At 59.6% G+C, this 14,545-nt stretch carries 18 protein-coding genes; 10 read left to right on the top strand and 8 right to left on the bottom strand.

Features of this window, described 5'->3' with window-relative positions; all coding sequences use genetic code 11:
- Window positions 1-2: 2 nt before the first annotated feature.
- Together ACR0B7_RS09055 and ACR0B7_RS09050 are read right to left on the bottom strand one after the other, a co-directional pair.
- A complete protein-coding gene (locus tag ACR0B7_RS09055) occupies window positions 3-1,445 on the bottom strand; it encodes a sensor histidine kinase (protein ID WP_170483551.1) in 1,443 nt (480 codons plus the stop codon).
- On the bottom strand, window positions 1,442-2,176 hold the full coding sequence (locus ACR0B7_RS09050; RefSeq protein ID WP_170483553.1) for a response regulator transcription factor: 735 nt from the start codon (window positions 2,174-2,176) through the stop codon (window positions 1,442-1,444). The genes ACR0B7_RS09055 and ACR0B7_RS09050 overlap by 4 nt, the downstream gene beginning before the upstream one ends.
- Before the next feature lie 220 nt (window positions 2,177-2,396).
- Here ACR0B7_RS09050 and ACR0B7_RS09045 point away from each other — a divergent pair, with 220 nt between their 5' ends.
- The 4 genes from ACR0B7_RS09045 to ACR0B7_RS09030 are packed head-to-tail and all read left to right on the top strand — an operon-like array spanning window position 2,397 to window position 6,572.
- A complete protein-coding gene (locus ACR0B7_RS09045) occupies window positions 2,397-3,641 on the top strand; it encodes an ABC transporter substrate-binding protein (protein ID WP_170483555.1) in 1,245 nt (414 codons plus the stop codon).
- A gap of 59 nt (window positions 3,642-3,700) precedes the next feature.
- Window positions 3,701-4,573: a carbohydrate ABC transporter permease gene (locus ACR0B7_RS09040; protein ID WP_170387762.1), complete on the top strand. Its 873-nt coding sequence runs from the start codon at window positions 3,701-3,703 to the stop codon at window positions 4,571-4,573.
- Window positions 4,566-5,471, top strand: coding sequence for a carbohydrate ABC transporter permease (locus ACR0B7_RS09035; RefSeq protein WP_170483557.1), 906 nt, complete (start codon window positions 4,566-4,568; stop codon window positions 5,469-5,471). Before ACR0B7_RS09040 ends, ACR0B7_RS09035 begins: the two co-directional genes overlap by 8 nt.
- Window positions 5,472-5,474: 3 nt before the next feature.
- Window positions 5,475-6,572 (top strand): sn-glycerol-3-phosphate ABC transporter ATP-binding protein UgpC, encoded by a 1,098-nt coding sequence (locus ACR0B7_RS09030; protein WP_170387758.1) that lies wholly within the window; start codon window positions 5,475-5,477, stop codon window positions 6,570-6,572.
- A gap of 65 nt (window positions 6,573-6,637) precedes the next feature.
- Here ACR0B7_RS09030 and ACR0B7_RS09025 read toward each other — a convergent pair whose 3' ends face one another.
- Both ACR0B7_RS09025 and ACR0B7_RS09020 read right to left on the bottom strand, forming a co-directional pair.
- Window positions 6,638-7,246, bottom strand: coding sequence for a Tgt2/MlaC family protein (locus tag ACR0B7_RS09025; RefSeq protein WP_170483561.1), 609 nt, complete (start codon window positions 7,244-7,246; stop codon window positions 6,638-6,640).
- Window positions 7,236-8,006, bottom strand: coding sequence for an MlaA family lipoprotein (locus ACR0B7_RS09020; protein ID WP_170576761.1), 771 nt, complete (start codon window positions 8,004-8,006; stop codon window positions 7,236-7,238). The genes ACR0B7_RS09025 and ACR0B7_RS09020 overlap by 11 nt, the downstream gene beginning before the upstream one ends.
- 342 nt (window positions 8,007-8,348) lie before the next feature.
- On the opposite strand from ACR0B7_RS09020, the gene ACR0B7_RS09015 reads away from it, so the two are divergent.
- The 4 genes from ACR0B7_RS09015 to ACR0B7_RS09000 are packed head-to-tail and all read left to right on the top strand — an operon-like array spanning window position 8,349 to window position 11,091.
- On the top strand, window positions 8,349-8,804 hold the full coding sequence (locus ACR0B7_RS09015) for a RidA family protein (protein WP_170483563.1): 456 nt from the start codon (window positions 8,349-8,351) through the stop codon (window positions 8,802-8,804).
- Entirely contained in the window at window positions 8,801-9,568 is a 768-nt protein-coding gene (locus ACR0B7_RS09010) for a glycerophosphodiester phosphodiesterase family protein (protein WP_170483566.1), read from the top strand. The genes ACR0B7_RS09015 and ACR0B7_RS09010 overlap by 4 nt, the downstream gene beginning before the upstream one ends.
- 45 nt (window positions 9,569-9,613) lie before the next feature.
- Entirely contained in the window at window positions 9,614-10,801 is a 1,188-nt protein-coding gene (locus tag ACR0B7_RS09005; protein ID WP_170483569.1) for a GNAT family N-acetyltransferase, read from the top strand.
- The gene (locus ACR0B7_RS09000) at window positions 10,798-11,091 is read left to right on the top strand and encodes a 4a-hydroxytetrahydrobiopterin dehydratase (RefSeq protein ID WP_170387748.1); all 294 of its coding nucleotides are present in this window, start codon (window positions 10,798-10,800) and stop codon (window positions 11,089-11,091) included. Before ACR0B7_RS09005 ends, ACR0B7_RS09000 begins: the two co-directional genes overlap by 4 nt.
- Here the strand turns inward: ACR0B7_RS09000 and ACR0B7_RS08995 are convergent.
- The 4 genes from ACR0B7_RS08995 to ACR0B7_RS08980 all read right to left on the bottom strand — a co-directional run bounded on the left by ACR0B7_RS08995 (window position 11,088) and on the right by ACR0B7_RS08980 (window position 12,620).
- A complete protein-coding gene (locus tag ACR0B7_RS08995) occupies window positions 11,088-11,399 on the bottom strand; it encodes a hypothetical protein (RefSeq protein ID WP_170483571.1) in 312 nt (103 codons plus the stop codon). The two genes, ACR0B7_RS09000 and ACR0B7_RS08995, sit on opposite strands and share 4 nt — an antisense overlap.
- 28 nt (window positions 11,400-11,427) lie before the next feature.
- Window positions 11,428-11,775, bottom strand: a complete 348-nt coding sequence (locus tag ACR0B7_RS08990) for an EF-hand domain-containing protein (protein WP_480681306.1) — start codon at window positions 11,773-11,775, stop codon at window positions 11,428-11,430.
- An 11-nt stretch (window positions 11,776-11,786) separates the two neighbouring features.
- Window positions 11,787-12,032 (bottom strand): glycine zipper 2TM domain-containing protein, encoded by a 246-nt coding sequence (locus tag ACR0B7_RS08985; protein WP_170387741.1) that lies wholly within the window; start codon window positions 12,030-12,032, stop codon window positions 11,787-11,789.
- A gap of 102 nt (window positions 12,033-12,134) precedes the next feature.
- Window positions 12,135-12,620, bottom strand: coding sequence for a peroxiredoxin family protein (locus tag ACR0B7_RS08980; protein ID WP_170387739.1), 486 nt, complete (start codon window positions 12,618-12,620; stop codon window positions 12,135-12,137).
- A gap of 99 nt (window positions 12,621-12,719) precedes the next feature.
- Here ACR0B7_RS08980 and ACR0B7_RS08975 point away from each other — a divergent pair, with 99 nt between their 5' ends.
- Together ACR0B7_RS08975 and rsmD are read left to right on the top strand one after the other, a co-directional pair.
- Window positions 12,720-13,931 carry an NAD(P)/FAD-dependent oxidoreductase gene (locus ACR0B7_RS08975; protein ID WP_170576749.1) on the top strand — a complete coding sequence of 404 codons (1,212 nt, stop codon included), beginning with the start codon at window positions 12,720-12,722 and terminating at the stop codon, window positions 13,929-13,931.
- Complete coding sequence (rsmD, locus tag ACR0B7_RS08970) at window positions 13,928-14,488, top strand: 16S rRNA (guanine(966)-N(2))-methyltransferase RsmD (RefSeq protein ID WP_170387735.1); 561 nt, start codon at window positions 13,928-13,930, stop codon at window positions 14,486-14,488. Before ACR0B7_RS08975 ends, rsmD begins: the two co-directional genes overlap by 4 nt.
- The last annotated feature ends 57 nt before the right edge of the window (window positions 14,489-14,545 follow it).

Here is a 14,545-nt window from a genome sequence, read left to right as displayed (position 1 = left end):
GATTATTGCCGGGTGATCTGGAGGCGCGCGCGTAGCCCGCGATCTCCTGCTTCGAAGGTTAGTTCGCCGCCATGCTGCTCGGCGACTGTGGCGGCAATCGTCAGGCCAAGGCCAAACCCGTCAGACGATCCGGTGTTCGAGCCGCGCCGAAACGGGGCCATCAGCGCTTCGATGTCGGTGACAGACAAGTCCGTACCCTTGTCCTCGACGGTAATGGTTGCTGTGTGCGCATCAGTTTCCAGCTGCACCTCGGCGTGGCGGCCATATTTCAGGGCGTTGTCGATCAGGTTGGTCAGCGCGCGTTTCAGCGAGATCGGGCGCCCAGTAACCAACATGCGCCGAGTCTCCGGCAGCGATCCATGTCCGCGCCGGGTCATAAAGACCGACGGAGCGCCCTCGACCGCGACCGGATCAACCTTTTGCAGCGTGACGGGCAGGTCCATGTCCTGATAGTCGGCCACGACCGACTCGACCAGCGATGTCAGCGAGATCTGTCGCGGTTCCTCGACGCTCAGCTCGGACCGCGTGTAGGTCAGGACGCTTTCGATCATGCCGGTCATCTGATCGACGTCAGCCTCGAGCTTTTCGCGCAGTTCGTCATCGGCAATCAGGGCGGCGCGCAGGCGAACGCGGGTCGCCGGAGTTCCCAAATCGTGACTGACCCCGGACAGGACAGTGGCGCGTTTTTCAAGCTGGATGCGCTCGGCTTCAAGATGTGCGTTCACGGCCGAGACGATGTCGCGCAACTCTTCGGGGCCATCCGTGTCATAGCTTTCCGGTCCACCGCGCCGCCGCCTCTCGCGCAGGGCATGGGCAAAGCGGGTGAACGTATCGGACACATTGCCCACCGAGGTCAGGATCACGGCAAGCGCAACGATGCCCAACAAGATGGCGGGCAGACGCAGATCAACCGGAGCGGCCCCGCAGCCCCAGATCGAGGTTCCGTCTACCCTGTACCACCGCCCGCGTCCGAATTGGGCGATCAGTATCGGCTCGCTGCAGTAGGTGGCCAGTAGACGGGTCAGATTGCCCATCTTCTCGGGGCCGGTCTGATCCGTGCCAGAGACGATGTCCGATACCGGATAGACCAGCCGGTCGGACAGGATAGCCAGAGTCAGCTCGCGCCCACTAAGCGGGGATGAACTGTCTGTCAGGATAGAAAGATTGGTCACCAAACGCCGGCCGGCGAAACCCGGCAACTGCTGAAAATCACCCGATTCCGCCAGGGACGAATCCTGCGGTGACAGGGGTTCTATTGAAAACGCAGTGGACGAGGCCATACCGGTGCGCAGGTCTTCATAGATGGTGAATCCGGCGACGAAAGAGCGCGTCAGGAATTGGTTCCAGGCACGGGCAGAGGCGAACCATAACCCGGCAGAAAGCAATCCTGCGGCAAAGGCCGAAAGAACCCACAGCCAGCCCAAGTTGCGCAGACGCCATGTCATTCCTCTTGCACCGAGACTTCGGCGGCAAAGACATATCCGACGCCCCGTTCTGTCCGCAGCATCTGTGGATCTTTCGGGTTCGCCTCGATCTTGGATCGCAATCGCCCGACAAGCATGTCAATCGCGCGACCTTGCGCTTCGGGCTTGTCGCTGTCGCCTGTCACGTCCAGAGCGGCCACGATCTCGTCGCGGGTCAGGGGAATGTGGGGGTTGGCCAGCAAAACCTTGAGCAGCGCGGTTTCCCGTTGCGACAGGGAAACAAGATAACCTTCGGGCGAGAAGACTTCGTCGCGCTTGCCGTCATAAAGCCACCCGTCGAACCGGAAACTGCGTGTGCGGCGGCGATAGGCCAGCGAAGGCGTCCGACGTGCGCGCTGCATTACCGCGCGAACACGCGCCAGCAGCAGTTGGGGGTTGAACGGCTTGGCGATATAGTCGTCGGCCCCGACCTCGTATCCGGCCATTCTTTGGTGATCGGCGGACAGGGCTGAAACCAGAATGATCGGCACATCCTGTTCGGCTCTGAGACGGGCGCAAATCTCGACTCCGTTTTCATCCCCCAGCATCACGTCCAGCAGGATCAGGTCGATACGGCCTGAGGTAAGATGATCACGGATTTCGGATTCAGATCGGGCGGGCAGGGCGATGAAACCATTTTGCTGCATGAACTGCGTCATCATCGACCGCATCTCTGGGTCGTCGTCCACCACCAAAAGTCGCGGAATGCTCACGCGGCTTGTCCTCCCTGTTTCTGCTCCTCCGGCGTCGTCAATTGTAACGAACGGAAACGGATTCAATGTCAACGTAACACGCTGTAACAAAAGCGGTGAAAATTTGGGCTATTTCTGCATGTTGCGAAAGATTCCACGTTGCCAGACGGCCTGTGCGCATCAGTATGGCCGTCATCGCCGCTTTGACAGCGGCTCCGAATTTCCAGGGAGGAGACAGGAAATGAAGCGTATTGCATTTGCTACCGTTTCGACATTGGCCGTGGTTGCCGGGTCGACAGCGTTGGCCGGACCCGAGGCCGAGGTTCTGCATTGGTGGACGTCGGGCGGTGAGGCCAAGTCGGTAGCCGTTCTGCAGGAGGAGTTTGCAGCGAATGGCGGCACCTGGACCGATATGCCGGTTGCCGGTGGTGGTGGTGATGCTGCGATGACCGCCTTGCGTGCCCGCGTTCTGGCTGGGAACGCGCCGACCGCTGTTCAGTTGAAGGGCCCGGCGATTCAGGAATGGTATGAAGAGGGCGTTCTGGCCGACATTTCATCCGTTGCAGAAGCCGAAGGTTGGGCCGATGTTCTGCCTGCTTCGATCGCGGGTCATATGATGTGTGAAGGTACATGGTGCGCCGCGCCTGTAAACGTTCACCGCGTGGACTGGATCTGGGCCAATGCGGACGTTCTGGCCGCCAACGGAATCGAAATGCCGACCACGTGGGACGAGTTCAACGCGGCTGCCGTCAAGCTGATGGATGCCGGTGTGATCCCGCTGGCCCATGGTGGCCAGTCCTGGCAGGACGCGACCGTATTCGAGGCGGTATTGCTGGGCATCGGCGGGCCTGAGTTCTATCAAAAGGCGCTGGTCGATCTGGACCCCGAGGCGTTGACCTCGGACACAATGGTGCAGGTGTTTGACCAGATGCGCACCCTGCGCGGTTACGTGGACGAAAACTTCTCGGGCCGTGACTGGAACCTTGCGACGGCCATGGTGATGAACGGCGAAGCAGCCTTCCAGATCATGGGTGACTGGGCCAAGGGTGAGTTCCTGGCGGCTGGCAAAAAGCCGGGTGAGGACTTCCTGTGTGCCTCGACCCCCGGTGACGGCTATCTGTACAACGTCGATAGCTTTGCCATGTTCAACGTGGACGGAGATGACAAGAAAGCCGGACAGGATCTGTTGGCCAAGCTGATCGTCGCGCCGAACTTCCAGAAGGTGTTCAACCTGAACAAAGGCTCGATCCCGGCGCGTACCGACGTGGCGCTGGATGATTTCGACATCTGCGCCAACCTGTCGGCCGAAGACATGGGCTCGACCTCGGCGGCCGGGTCGCTGCTGCCGTCTTATGCGCATGGCATGGCACTGCGCGGGTCTCAGTCCGGTGCGATTACCGATGTTGTAACCGCACATTTCAACTCGGAAATGTCCTCGGCTGACGCGGTTCAGCAACTGGCGGACGCGGTGGCAAACAGCTACTGATCCGAACCGGCTCTGCCCCTATACTGTGGGGCAGAGCCTCTTTTCTCCCGGAGGAAAAAATGTCCGAATGGCTGGAAAACCACCTGCCCAAGGTGGTGCTGGCACCGTCGTTCATTGCCGTATTGATCTTTGTCTACGGCTTTATCGGATGGACGGCTTGGGTGTCGCTGACTCGATCGAAACTGCTGCCGAAATACGAGATCAAGGGCTTCATTCAGTATGAACGCCTGTTCGACTCGCCCCGCTGGGATACGGCGATTAACAACCTGTATATCTTTGGCGCATTGTTCATCGTGATCGCGATGGTGCTGGGCCTGTTGCTGGCCATCCTGCTGGATCAGAAAATCCGCGTCGAGGGGGCGATCCGCACGATTTACCTGTACCCTATGGCGCTGTCGATGATCGTAACCGGCACGGCGTGGAAGTGGATTTTGAACCCCGGTTTGGGCATTGAATCCATGGTGCAGGGCTGGGGGTTCACAAACTTCGAGTTCGACTGGCTGGTGAACCCAGATTACGCCATCTACACCATCGTGATGGCCGCGATCTGGCAAAGCTCGGGCTTCGTTATGGCGCTATTCCTGGCCGGTCTGCGATCCGTGGATGGTGAGATCATCAAGGCCGCGCAGGTCGATGGCATCCCCACATGGCGCATCTATACCGCGATCATCATCCCTTCGATGGCCCCGATCTTCCTGTCGGCTTTCATCGTGCTGGCGCACCTTGCGATCAAGAGCTTTGATCTGGTCATTGCCCTGACAGGCGGCGGTCCGGGCTACGCGACCGATCTACCGGCAACCTACATGTACGCAATGGCGTTTTCGCGCGGCGATATTGGTCAGGCGGCCTCGTCTGCGATGATCATGATGCTGGTCGTCTTTGCCATCGTGGTTCCCTATCTTTACTCAGAGCTGAGGGCGAAAAATGACTGATCTGTCGATGCCCCAATCCCGAACTCAACCCCGTAGCCAAAGTGCCGCTGGCAAGATTGCCCTGCGTTGGTTGCTGTATGTCCTGCTGGGCCTGTTTGCGCTGTATTACCTGATGCCGCTGTTCGTGATGTTGACCACGTCGCTGAAAAGCCTTGAGGAAATCCGAACCGGGTCTCTGATTTCTCTACCGCGTGAGGTCAGTTTCGACGCTTGGAAAACGGCATGGTCCGGCGCTTGCACCGGTATTCAGTGTGAAGGTCTGCGGCCCTATTTCTGGAACTCGGTCCTGATTGCAGTGCCTGCGGTGGCGATCTCGACCCTGCTGGGCGCGCTAAACGGCTATGTCGTGGCGCAGTGGCGGTTCAAAGGGGCGAACATCATCTTCTCGCTGATGCTGTTTGGCTGCTTTATCCCGTTTCAAGTGGTTCTGCTGCCGATGGCGCGCCTGCTGGGCTTGATGGGGATCGCCGGAACCATTCCGGGACTGATCTTTGTTCACGTCATCTACGGGCTGGGCTTCACTACGCTGTTCTTCCGCAACTACTACGTTACCATCCCGGCCGAGCTGACCAAGGCTGCGCGCGTCGATGGGGCCGGGTTCTTGCGGATCTTCTGGTCGATCTTCCTGCCGCTGTCGCTGCCCATCATCGTGGTGACCGTGATCTGGCAGTTCACGCAGATCTGGAACGACTTCCTGTTCGGCGTGTCCTTCAGCCAAGCGGGGACGCAGCCCGTGACCGTGGCACTGAACAACATCGTAAACTCCACCACCGGCGTCAAAGAATACAACGTCGACATGGCTGCCGCGATCATCGCGGGGCTGCCGACGCTGCTCGTCTATGTCGTTGCCGGTAAGTATTTCATCCGCGGTCTGACCGCTGGTTCCGTGAAGGGATAAATCATGGCCCCGATCCTCGATATCCAAAACCTGTACAAGAATTACGGCGCGACCGAGATTCTCAAGGACATCAACATCTCGATCGAACCGGGTGATTTCCTGGTGTTGGTCGGCCCATCGGGTTGCGGCAAATCCACCCTGTTGAATTGTATCGCAGGTCTAGAGCCTATCACCGGCGGGACGTTGTCCATCGGTGGGAACGACATGACCCATGTCAGCCCCAAGGACCGTGACATTGCGATGGTGTTCCAGTCCTACGCTTTGTACCCGACCATGTCCGTCGCCAAGAACATCACCTTTGGTATGAAGGTGCGCGGGGTCGATCAGGCGACGCAGGACGCCAAGCTGAAAGAGGTTGCCCAACTGTTGCAGATTGAACCTCTGCTGAACCGCCGCCCCAGCCAGTTGTCGGGCGGTCAGCGTCAGCGGGTTGCGATGGGCCGGGCGCTGGTGCGTGACCCCAAGCTGTTCCTGTTCGACGAGCCGCTGTCGAACCTCGACGCCAAGCTGCGGGTCGAGATGCGGACCGAGATCAAGAAACTGCATCAAACACTGGATGCGTCCATCGTCTACGTCACCCACGACCAGATCGAGGCGATGACGCTGGCCACCAAGATCGTTGTTCTCAAGGGTGGAATCGTGCAGCAGATCGGCAGCCCGGCCGAGATATACAACAACCCGGCCAACCTGTTCGTGGCCGATTTCATGGGCTCCCCCGCGATGAACCTGATCCCGGCGCAGGCGCGCAAGAACGGACCGGGTACCCAGATCGCCATCGCACGCGATAGTGGTGAGACTCTGGTGCTGAACGATGCCCGCGATCTGTCGCTGCCGCAGGATGTGATCCTTGGCCTGCGCCCCGAGGATATTGCCGAGGCCGGGTTCCGCGCAGGCGATGGCGTGCAAGAAGCCGAGTGCCTTGTCGATATGGTCGAACCGGCGGGGGCTGACACCTATGTGGTCTCAGAACTGGGAGGCAAGCAGGTCACCGCGCGCCTTCACGCGGAAACCAGCGCGCGGGCGGGCAAGATGTTGAATCTGGCCTTTGACATGAGCAAAGTTTCCTATTTCGCCAAGGAAACCGGTGAGCGCCTGAACTAAGGCAGCAGAACGAAAAAGCGCCGCGCGATTGGGGCGCGCGGCGCTTTTTGCATCTATGGGCCAGTTTAGCTGAGCTTATTCTGGTTCATGTCCTTGATAAGTCGGTTCAGATCACCGCCACGCGCATCCAGCATAGCGCCGATCTCGGTCCGTTCTGTCAGCAGCATGTTCACCCCTTCGATGAACATATTGAAAAACCGATCACGCCCGGACTTGTCGGACACCAGAAAGGTCACCTCGAACGGGGACGAGCCCTGCAGCTTGACCGACGTACGAACCTCGTACCCGGCCTTGATCTTGCGGGCGTTCCGAACTGTAACCTGACCACCGATGAATTCTCGGAAACGGCGGCCGTATTTGGTTGAGATATAGCCCTGAAACGCCCTGGTGAATTGTTTTAGCTGCGATGAACTGGCCGAACGGCCGTCAGCGCCCAGCACATAGCGCGCCATAATCGGAACGTCGGCATATTTGACGAAGATTTTCTCAAAATCGCGGATCATCGCTTTTTCGGACTTACCCGAGGCGATCACGCGGTTGATTTCGTCCACGACGCTGACAACCAAAGCCTTGGCGCTGGCTTCGGTCTGGGCGAAAGCGGGGAGGGCGGTCATCAGCGCACCGGCAAGGCCAGTGGCGACGAAACCGCGTCGGTTCAAGTGGTTACTCGGCATAGGGGTCCTCGTAAGGGTCTAGGTAGGGGTCCCTGACTGGGTCGGTCCCGGTTTCGGCATAGGGGTCATCATACAGACCCAAATAGGCGTCTTCATCGTCTCTTGCCAGTTCAAAGCGCCGGTTTTGCAGGTAGATGGTCTGTGCCTGCCTGTAGCTGTCGGCACTTTCATACAGGATCGAATCGACCGTATCCGAGAACCGGCCGCGATCCCCCATGCGACGCACAACCTCGGCGTAGACGCCGATATTGTCGACCGGGCGAACGGGCGTAAAGTTGATGGGGTTCGAGAACAGATTGACGATCACGCCAATCGAATCCCGCTGGGTTGACGGGCCGTAGAACGGCAGCTCGACATAAGCGCCTTCACCCACGCCCCACAGGTGCAATGTCTCGCCAAAATCCGTGTCCACCGGCGGCAGGTTCAATTCGCTGGCGGGATCGGACAGGCCCGCGCCGCCGACCGTCGTATTGATCGCGAACCGCAGCAGAGCATTCCCGGACTGTTTGATATTGCCTTGCAGCAGGTAATCCAGCGCCTGACCCGGCATCGTCAGGTTTTCGGCGAAATGGTTGAAGCTGGTGACCATCGGATCGGGCACAATCTTGACATAGCCCTTCGAGGCCGGACGGAACAAAAACCGGTCGACGCCAAGGTTGAACTTGTGGATGCCCCGGTTGGCGTTTTCATACGGATCGAATGTTTCCCCCGGAGGCGTTCCTTCGGGCGGGCGCGTGGCACATGCACCAAGAACTGTCATAACGGACAGGACGATCAGGGGCTTCAAGCGAATTCTGCTCAACACGGGTTTTGCCACTCCAACCTGTTCGGGGACGATGCGCCCGAACATTTAATCAATACTGCCTTTGGCCGTTTGAGGCGGCACAATTCGACGTCACTCAGATGTTTCACAAATACACAGAAACAGCCAGCGTTTAACCTGCGCTTAGGGTCAAGGTAAAGTGACCAGAATGGAAGCGTCCCGAATAAGAGAAGTTATGCTTAGTGCGCGGGCAGCAACAAAACTGCCGGTTTCGTGCTTTTCCAAATCCCTGAACCCGGTTAGCGTCCGACCGAGTCGAATTTAGGTGAGGATCATCACATGAGCATCGCAGCAAAACTGGAAAGCCTGGGCGTCACTTTGCCGGACGCGCCTGCTCCGGCGGCGAATTACGTCCCTTTCGTGCGCGTCGGGAACATTGTCTATGTCTCGGGCCAGATTTCCAAGGATGACGACCTGATCACCGGCAAGCTGGGCGATGATATGGGTGTCGAGGCCGGAGCCGCCGCCGCCAAGGTCTGCGCGATCAACTTGCTGGCGCAGGTCAAGGCGGCCTGCGGCGGGGATATCGATAAGCTGGTGCGCGTGATCAAGCTGACCGGGTTCGTGAACTCGACCGCTGATTTCACTGCGCAGCCGCAGGTCATCAACGGTGCATCCGATTTTCTGGTCGAGGCGCTGGGCGAAGCGGGCCGTCATTCGCGCTCGGCTGTCAGCGCCGCGTCGCTGCCTCTGGGCGTTGCGGTTGAGATCGAAGGTATCTTCGAGATCGCATGACGCCTGCCCTACCAGCCGCTTTCCTGCGGGCTCCGATTGCGCATCGGGCCTTGCATGACATCTCGGACAACCGCCCGGAAAACAGCCGGGCGGCCATTCGTGCGGCGATCCGGGCTGGGTATGGAATTGAGATCGACCTGCAACTGACTGCAGATGACCGGGCTGTGGTGTTCCACGACTATGACTTGACGCGTTTGACCGGCCAGTCGGGTCCCATCCGGCAGGTTTCGTCGGCTGAGGCCTCAAAGCTGACATTGTTGTTTGGCGATGACGGTATTCCAACACTGGACGAGGTGTTGGACATCGTTGCGGGTCAGGTTCCCCTTTTGATCGAGCTCAAGGATCAGGATGGCGCGATGGGTCCTAATATCGGCCCGTTAGAGCACGACACTGTCCGCGCCTTGCTGGGCTATGAAGGCCCGGTGGCTCTGATGTCGTTCAACCCCAATTCGGTGGCGGAGCTTGCGCGTCTGGCTCCGCGCTTGCCGCGTGGGATCACAACCTGCGCCTATGAGCCGAAGGTCGAGCTGTTACCGCAGGATGTGTGCGACCATCTGCGTGGCATTCCGGATTTCGACCGGGTCGGAGCCAGCTTTATCAGTCACGAAGCCGCCGACCTCATGCGCCCCCGCGTGGCCGAGCTGAAGGCGCAGGGCGTTCCGATCCTGTGCTGGACCATCCGCACGCCCGAACAAGAGGCAGAGGCCCGCAAGGTTGCCGATAATGTGACCTTCGAGGGGTATTTGGCCGCCCATCCGGGTTGAACCCAACCCCGTCCGTCACAGATAAAGACCAGACGCGGAGGGCACATGGATCAGGCACAGATCGAGGTTCGGGTACTGAATTCACTCGCGCAGATACCTGCGGCTGAATGGGACAGTTGCGCCTGCCCCGAAGCCTTGGACGGGGGTCGCCCGTTTGATCCTTTCACCACGCATCGGTTTCTGCTGGCGCTGGAGGAAAGCGGTTCAGTCGGGCGTGGCACCGGCTGGCAGCCACAATATCTGACTGCCTATCTGGATGGGATGCTGATCGGTGCGGCACCGATATATGCCAAGTCGCATTCTCAGGGCGAGTATATTTTCGACCACAACTGGGCGCATGCCTATGAAAACGCGGGCGGGCGCTATTACCCCAAGCTGCAGATCGCGGTGCCCTTTACGCCCGCCACGGGGCGGCGGTTTCTGGTGCGGCCGGGCTATGAAGGCGTCGGTATGTCCGCTTTGGTCCAGGGGGCGGTGCAACTGGCGGCGGACAATCAGGTCTCATCCATCCACGCGACCTTCTGCACCGAAGCAGAGGCCGCTGTGGGCGAAGAAATGGGCCTGATGGTTCGTCATTCCCAGCAGTTCCACTGGTTGAATGACGAATACGGTGACTTTGACGGGTTTCTTGCGGCGCTGTCGTCGCGCAAGCGCAAGAATATCCGCAAGGAACGCGCACAGGCTTGCAGTTTTGGCGGTGAGATCCGCACCTATACCGGCGATGACCTGCGGCCTGAACATTGGGATGCGTTCTGGCGGTTCTATCAGGACACGGGCTCGCGCAAATGGGGGATGCCGTATCTGACGCGGCAATTCTTTGATATCGCCCATGAAACCATGACTGGTGACATGGCCTTGGTGTTGGCCGAGCGCGACGGATACCCGATTGCCGGAGCGCTGAACTTCATCGGGCGCGAGACTTTGTTTGGCCGCTATTGGGGGTGCGTCGAACACCATGCCTGCCTGCATTTTGAACTGTGCTATTATAGGGCGATCGACTTCGCCATCTCACAGGGCTTGGCGCGGGTCGAAGCCGGTGCGCAGGGGGAACACAAGCTGGCACGCGGCTATCTGCCCACGCGCACGCATAGCCTGCATTGGGTGAACGACCCCGGCTTTGCCGATGCGATCAAGAAATATCTGGACGCCGAGGCAGCCGCAGTGGGAGAAGAGATCGAGATTCTAACGGATTACGGTCCGTTCAGAAAATCGAACCCGGAGGAACAGCAATGACCGAACTTTTGTCGACCGAGACCCGCGGCCCCCTTCTGGACCCGCTGTTCAAGAACGGCTGGACCATGGTCAAGGACCGGGATGCGATTACAAAAACCTTCATTTTCGAGGATTTCGTCCACGCGTTCGGCTGGATGACGCAGGTGGCGATCTTTGCTGAAAAGTGGAATCACCACCCTGAATGGTTCAATGTCTACCGCACGGTCGAGGTGACACTTTCAACGCATGACGTCGGCGGGTTGTCGTCGCTTGACGCAAAACTTGCCCGCAAGATGGACAGTCTGGCCTAGCCGCGATCCCCGCGTGAGCCCATGCCTCCGGCAAGGCTCGCGACTTCACCCAGACGCCTGAATTCGGCAGGGGTAATCGTGCCGTCGCTGACATCGATGTTGCCGGGAATTCCGGTTCTTCGGTTCCCGACCATGCGCACGGACCGGGCGGCCGGGTTGATGTCGAGGCAGCGCGACTCATAACACGTCAGACCGCTGGTGCTGATCTGGATCTGTTGTTGGCCGCCCGGACCTGTGACCACGGGTGCTTGTGGCACATCGCAGGCCGCAAGCACGCCAAGAACGCCCAGAGAAATCCATTTGTTCATTGCACGCTCCTGTTCGGTTCGACGGGTGCTAGTCCAACAGCCCGTTGCCGTCCTGATCCGCGGATGTAAAATCATCATTCATCTGCGCGTCGTATTCTGCACGAGAGATAAGGTTGTCCCGATTGCGGTCAACGCTTTGGAACTGTTTTATGTCCAGAAACGGCTTGGCTTCATTCAGCCCGAGGGTTCCGTTCTTGTCCTCATCCATCGCCTGAAACGCATAGTCGGAAAAGGCGTTGAACTCGTCTTTGGACAGAAATCCGTCATTGTTCGCGTCGATCGCGTTCAGTTGCTGTTCGTGCAGCTCGGCCGCTGTTTCGGCTGAAACTGCCCCGGCCACCAAAATGGCAGCAAGCGCCACATATCCAAGTCTCATCTTCGTCCTCCTCAGCATGCGTAAAGCTGACCGCCCCGGCCGCCTGCAACGGCGCCTGCCGCAGTCAGGATGTCGCGGCCCGAACCGCCGCCGAACTGGTTGCCGATGGCTCCTCCGATCAGTGCACCGCCCAGCGTACCGCTGAGACAGGCGATCTCATGCTGTCGCGCCGCTTGCTGCTGTGGAGTGGGGGCAGGCCCGCAGGCCGCCAGAGCGCCTGCCGCGCCGAGGAAGATAGTAAATACCCTTAGTTTCATCACAGAACTCCCTGAACGAATAGGATCAGTATTCGCGCATCAGGGCGTTGCATCAAGTTAAATAGAATTCATGGCCCCGACCGGGGCCGGGGCCATGCTTGCTTAGATCGTCTCGAGCAGACCCTCGCCGGCCGAAATCTCACATGCGCCGGGGTTTTCTTCGAGGTTCAGGGCGGTAACCTTGCCATCCTCGACCAGCATCGCATAGCGCTTTGAGCGGCCGAACAAGCCCACGGGCGGGGCGTCAAAGTCCATTCCGATGGCCTTGGTGAACTCCGATGCGGGATCGGACATCATCGACAACCCGGCGGCCGTCGCACCCGTCGACTCGCCCCATGCACCCATGACGAACGGGTCGTTGACCGAGATACAGATGATTTCGTCAACGCCCTTGGCGTCAAATTGGGTCTTGGTTCGGATAAAGCTTGGCACATGCGCGGTTGTGCAGGTTCCAGTATACGCGCCGGGGACGGCAAAAATTACGACCTTGCGCCCTTTGGTCTTGTCGGAAACCCGCGCTTCTTCGGGGCCATCTGCACCCATCTGGATCAGCGTGGCGTCGGGCAGCATATCACCTGTTGAAATCATTTTTGTGCTCCTGTCATTTGGATTTGCAGAGTCGGGCTTTGCCGCAATATAGGTGGACGCGTGGAGGAGACCACGGGAATTCGACAGGGTGAGGGGAAGATGAGCCATATTGTCGTAATCGGTGCCGGACAAGCGGGCGCATCGCTTGTCGCAAAGCTGCGCAAAGACGGGTTCAAAGGTGGCATCACCCTGATCGGGGCCGAACCGCATCTGCCCTATCAGCGCCCCCCATTGTCCAAGGCTTATCTGCTGGGCGAGATGGAGTTGGAACGCCTGTTTCTGCGCCCCGAGAGCTTTTATGCCGAGAAAAACATCACCCTTCGTCTGGGCCAGCGCGTGACCGGGATCGATCCTCAGGCCAAGACCGTTTCGTTGGGTGATGAGGTCATTTCTTATGACGAACTGGCTTTGACCACCGGGTCTGACCCGCGCCGCCTGCCTTCTGCCATCGGTGGCGATCTGGCGGGTGTACATGTGGTGCGCGATCTCGCCCATATCGACGAGATGGAACCGCGCGTGACCAACGGTGCCCGCGCGTTGATCGTGGGCGGCGGTTATATTGGGCTTGAGGCCGCGGCGGTCTGTGCCAAGCGCGGGGTCAAGGTGACTCTGGTCGAGATGGCCGACCGCATCCTGCAACGTGTCGCCGCGCCAGAGACCAGCGATTATTTCCGCGCCCTGCACACGCAATACGGGGCGGATATCCGCGAGGGCGTCGGTCTGGATCGTCTGGTGGGCGAGGACGGCAAGGTCACAGGTGCGATCCTGACGGACGGGACCGAACTAGAGGTCGATTTTGTCGTCGTTGGCGTGGGTATCGCCCCCTCGACCGCTCTTGCGGAATTGGCCGGGCTGGAGCTGGACAATGGCATCAAGACCGATGCCCATGGCCGCACCTCGGACCCCTCGATCTGGGCGGCGGGCGATTGCGCGTCTTTCCCCCATGCCGGGGGGCGTATCCGGCTGGAAAGCGTGCCCAACGCGATTGATCAGGCCGAGGTCGTCGCTCAGAACATGTTGGGCGCGGCAAAGGACTATACCGCGACACCGTGGTTCTGGTCGGATCAGTATGACGTCAAACTACAAATCGCGGGGCTGAACACCGGCTATGATCGCGTTGTGACGCGGCAGGGTGAGGGCGCAACGGTGTCCTTCTGGTACTACAAAGGCGATCAGCTGATCGCTGTGGACGCGATGAACGACCCGCGCGCCTATATGGTCGGCAAACGCCTGATCGACGCAGGAAAAACCGCCGATCCAGCCGTGGTTGCCGACCCCGAAGCGGACCTCAAGCCGCTGCTCAAGGCGTGAGGATCATCGCCGGAGAATTCCGGGGCCGCGCATTGGCCTCGGTCGGCAAAGGGGACGCGGGCGCACATCTGCGGCCCACAACGGATCGTGTCCGCGAAAGCCTGTTCAACGTGCTGACCCATCAGATCGACTTTGACGGTCTGCGCGTGCTGGACCTGTTCGCGGGCACAGGTGCGCTGGGGCTGGAGGCGCTGTCGCGCGGCGCGAGCCATGTGACCTTCGTGGATGACGGGCGTGTGGCGCAGGGGTTGATCCGCAAGAATATCGACCTGACCCGTAGCTCTGGCCAGACCCACCTGATCCGCCGCGACGCGACCCGGTTGGGCGAAAACCCAGACGCGCCCTATGACCTGATTTTCCTGGACCCTCCTTATGGGAAATCCATGGGACAGAAGGCTCTGGCCGCTTTGTCCGGCGGATGGATATCCGAAGGCGCGCTGATCGTGTGGGAAGAAAACGCCCCGATGCAGCCGCCCGAGGGGTTTTCACTGCAGGACAGCCGCAAATATGGCGATACGCATATCACGTTGATGTGGAAGGGTGCCTCGGACGCATGAGGCCGGGCTTTCCTGCGTGCCGCGTCCGGGTTTTTGGGGAAGTCGACCGAATGTGTT

The sequence above is a fragment of the Ruegeria sp. BB6 genome (genome assembly GCF_056539385.1).
This window is presented reverse-complemented; position numbering and strand designations above follow the sequence as displayed.

Bases quoted from the DNA above. Each gene is read 5' to 3' on its own strand.
- ACR0B7_RS09055 (WP_170483551.1), bottom strand. From the start codon at position 1,445: ATGACATGGCGTCTGCGCAACTTGGGCTGGCTGTGGGTTCTTTCGGCC.
- ACR0B7_RS09045 (WP_170483555.1), top strand. From the start codon at position 2,397: ATGAAGCGTATTGCATTTGCTACCGTTTCGACATTGGCCGTGGTTGCC.
- ACR0B7_RS09040 (WP_170387762.1), top strand. From the start codon at position 3,701: ATGTCCGAATGGCTGGAAAACCACCTGCCCAAGGTGGTGCTGGCACCG.
- ACR0B7_RS09035 (WP_170483557.1), top strand. From the start codon at position 4,566: ATGACTGATCTGTCGATGCCCCAATCCCGAACTCAACCCCGTAGCCAA.
- ACR0B7_RS09030 (WP_170387758.1), top strand. From the start codon at position 5,475: ATGGCCCCGATCCTCGATATCCAAAACCTGTACAAGAATTACGGCGCG.
- ACR0B7_RS09025 (WP_170483561.1), bottom strand. From the start codon at position 7,246: ATGCCGAGTAACCACTTGAACCGACGCGGTTTCGTCGCCACTGGCCTT.
- ACR0B7_RS09020 (WP_170576761.1), bottom strand. From the start codon at position 8,006: ATGACAGTTCTTGGTGCATGTGCCACGCGCCCGCCCGAAGGAACGCCT.
- ACR0B7_RS09015 (WP_170483563.1), top strand. From the start codon at position 8,349: ATGAGCATCGCAGCAAAACTGGAAAGCCTGGGCGTCACTTTGCCGGAC.
- ACR0B7_RS09010 (WP_170483566.1), top strand. From the start codon at position 8,801: ATGACGCCTGCCCTACCAGCCGCTTTCCTGCGGGCTCCGATTGCGCAT.
- ACR0B7_RS09005 (WP_170483569.1), top strand. From the start codon at position 9,614: ATGGATCAGGCACAGATCGAGGTTCGGGTACTGAATTCACTCGCGCAG.
- ACR0B7_RS09000 (WP_170387748.1), top strand. From the start codon at position 10,798: ATGACCGAACTTTTGTCGACCGAGACCCGCGGCCCCCTTCTGGACCCG.
- ACR0B7_RS08995 (WP_170483571.1), bottom strand. From the start codon at position 11,399: ATGAACAAATGGATTTCTCTGGGCGTTCTTGGCGTGCTTGCGGCCTGC.
- ACR0B7_RS08990 (WP_480681306.1), bottom strand. From the start codon at position 11,775: ATGAGACTTGGATATGTGGCGCTTGCTGCCATTTTGGTGGCCGGGGCA.
- ACR0B7_RS08985 (WP_170387741.1), bottom strand. From the start codon at position 12,032: ATGAAACTAAGGGTATTTACTATCTTCCTCGGCGCGGCAGGCGCTCTG.
- ACR0B7_RS08980 (WP_170387739.1), bottom strand. From the start codon at position 12,620: ATGATTTCAACAGGTGATATGCTGCCCGACGCCACGCTGATCCAGATG.
- ACR0B7_RS08975 (WP_170576749.1), top strand. From the start codon at position 12,720: ATGAGCCATATTGTCGTAATCGGTGCCGGACAAGCGGGCGCATCGCTT.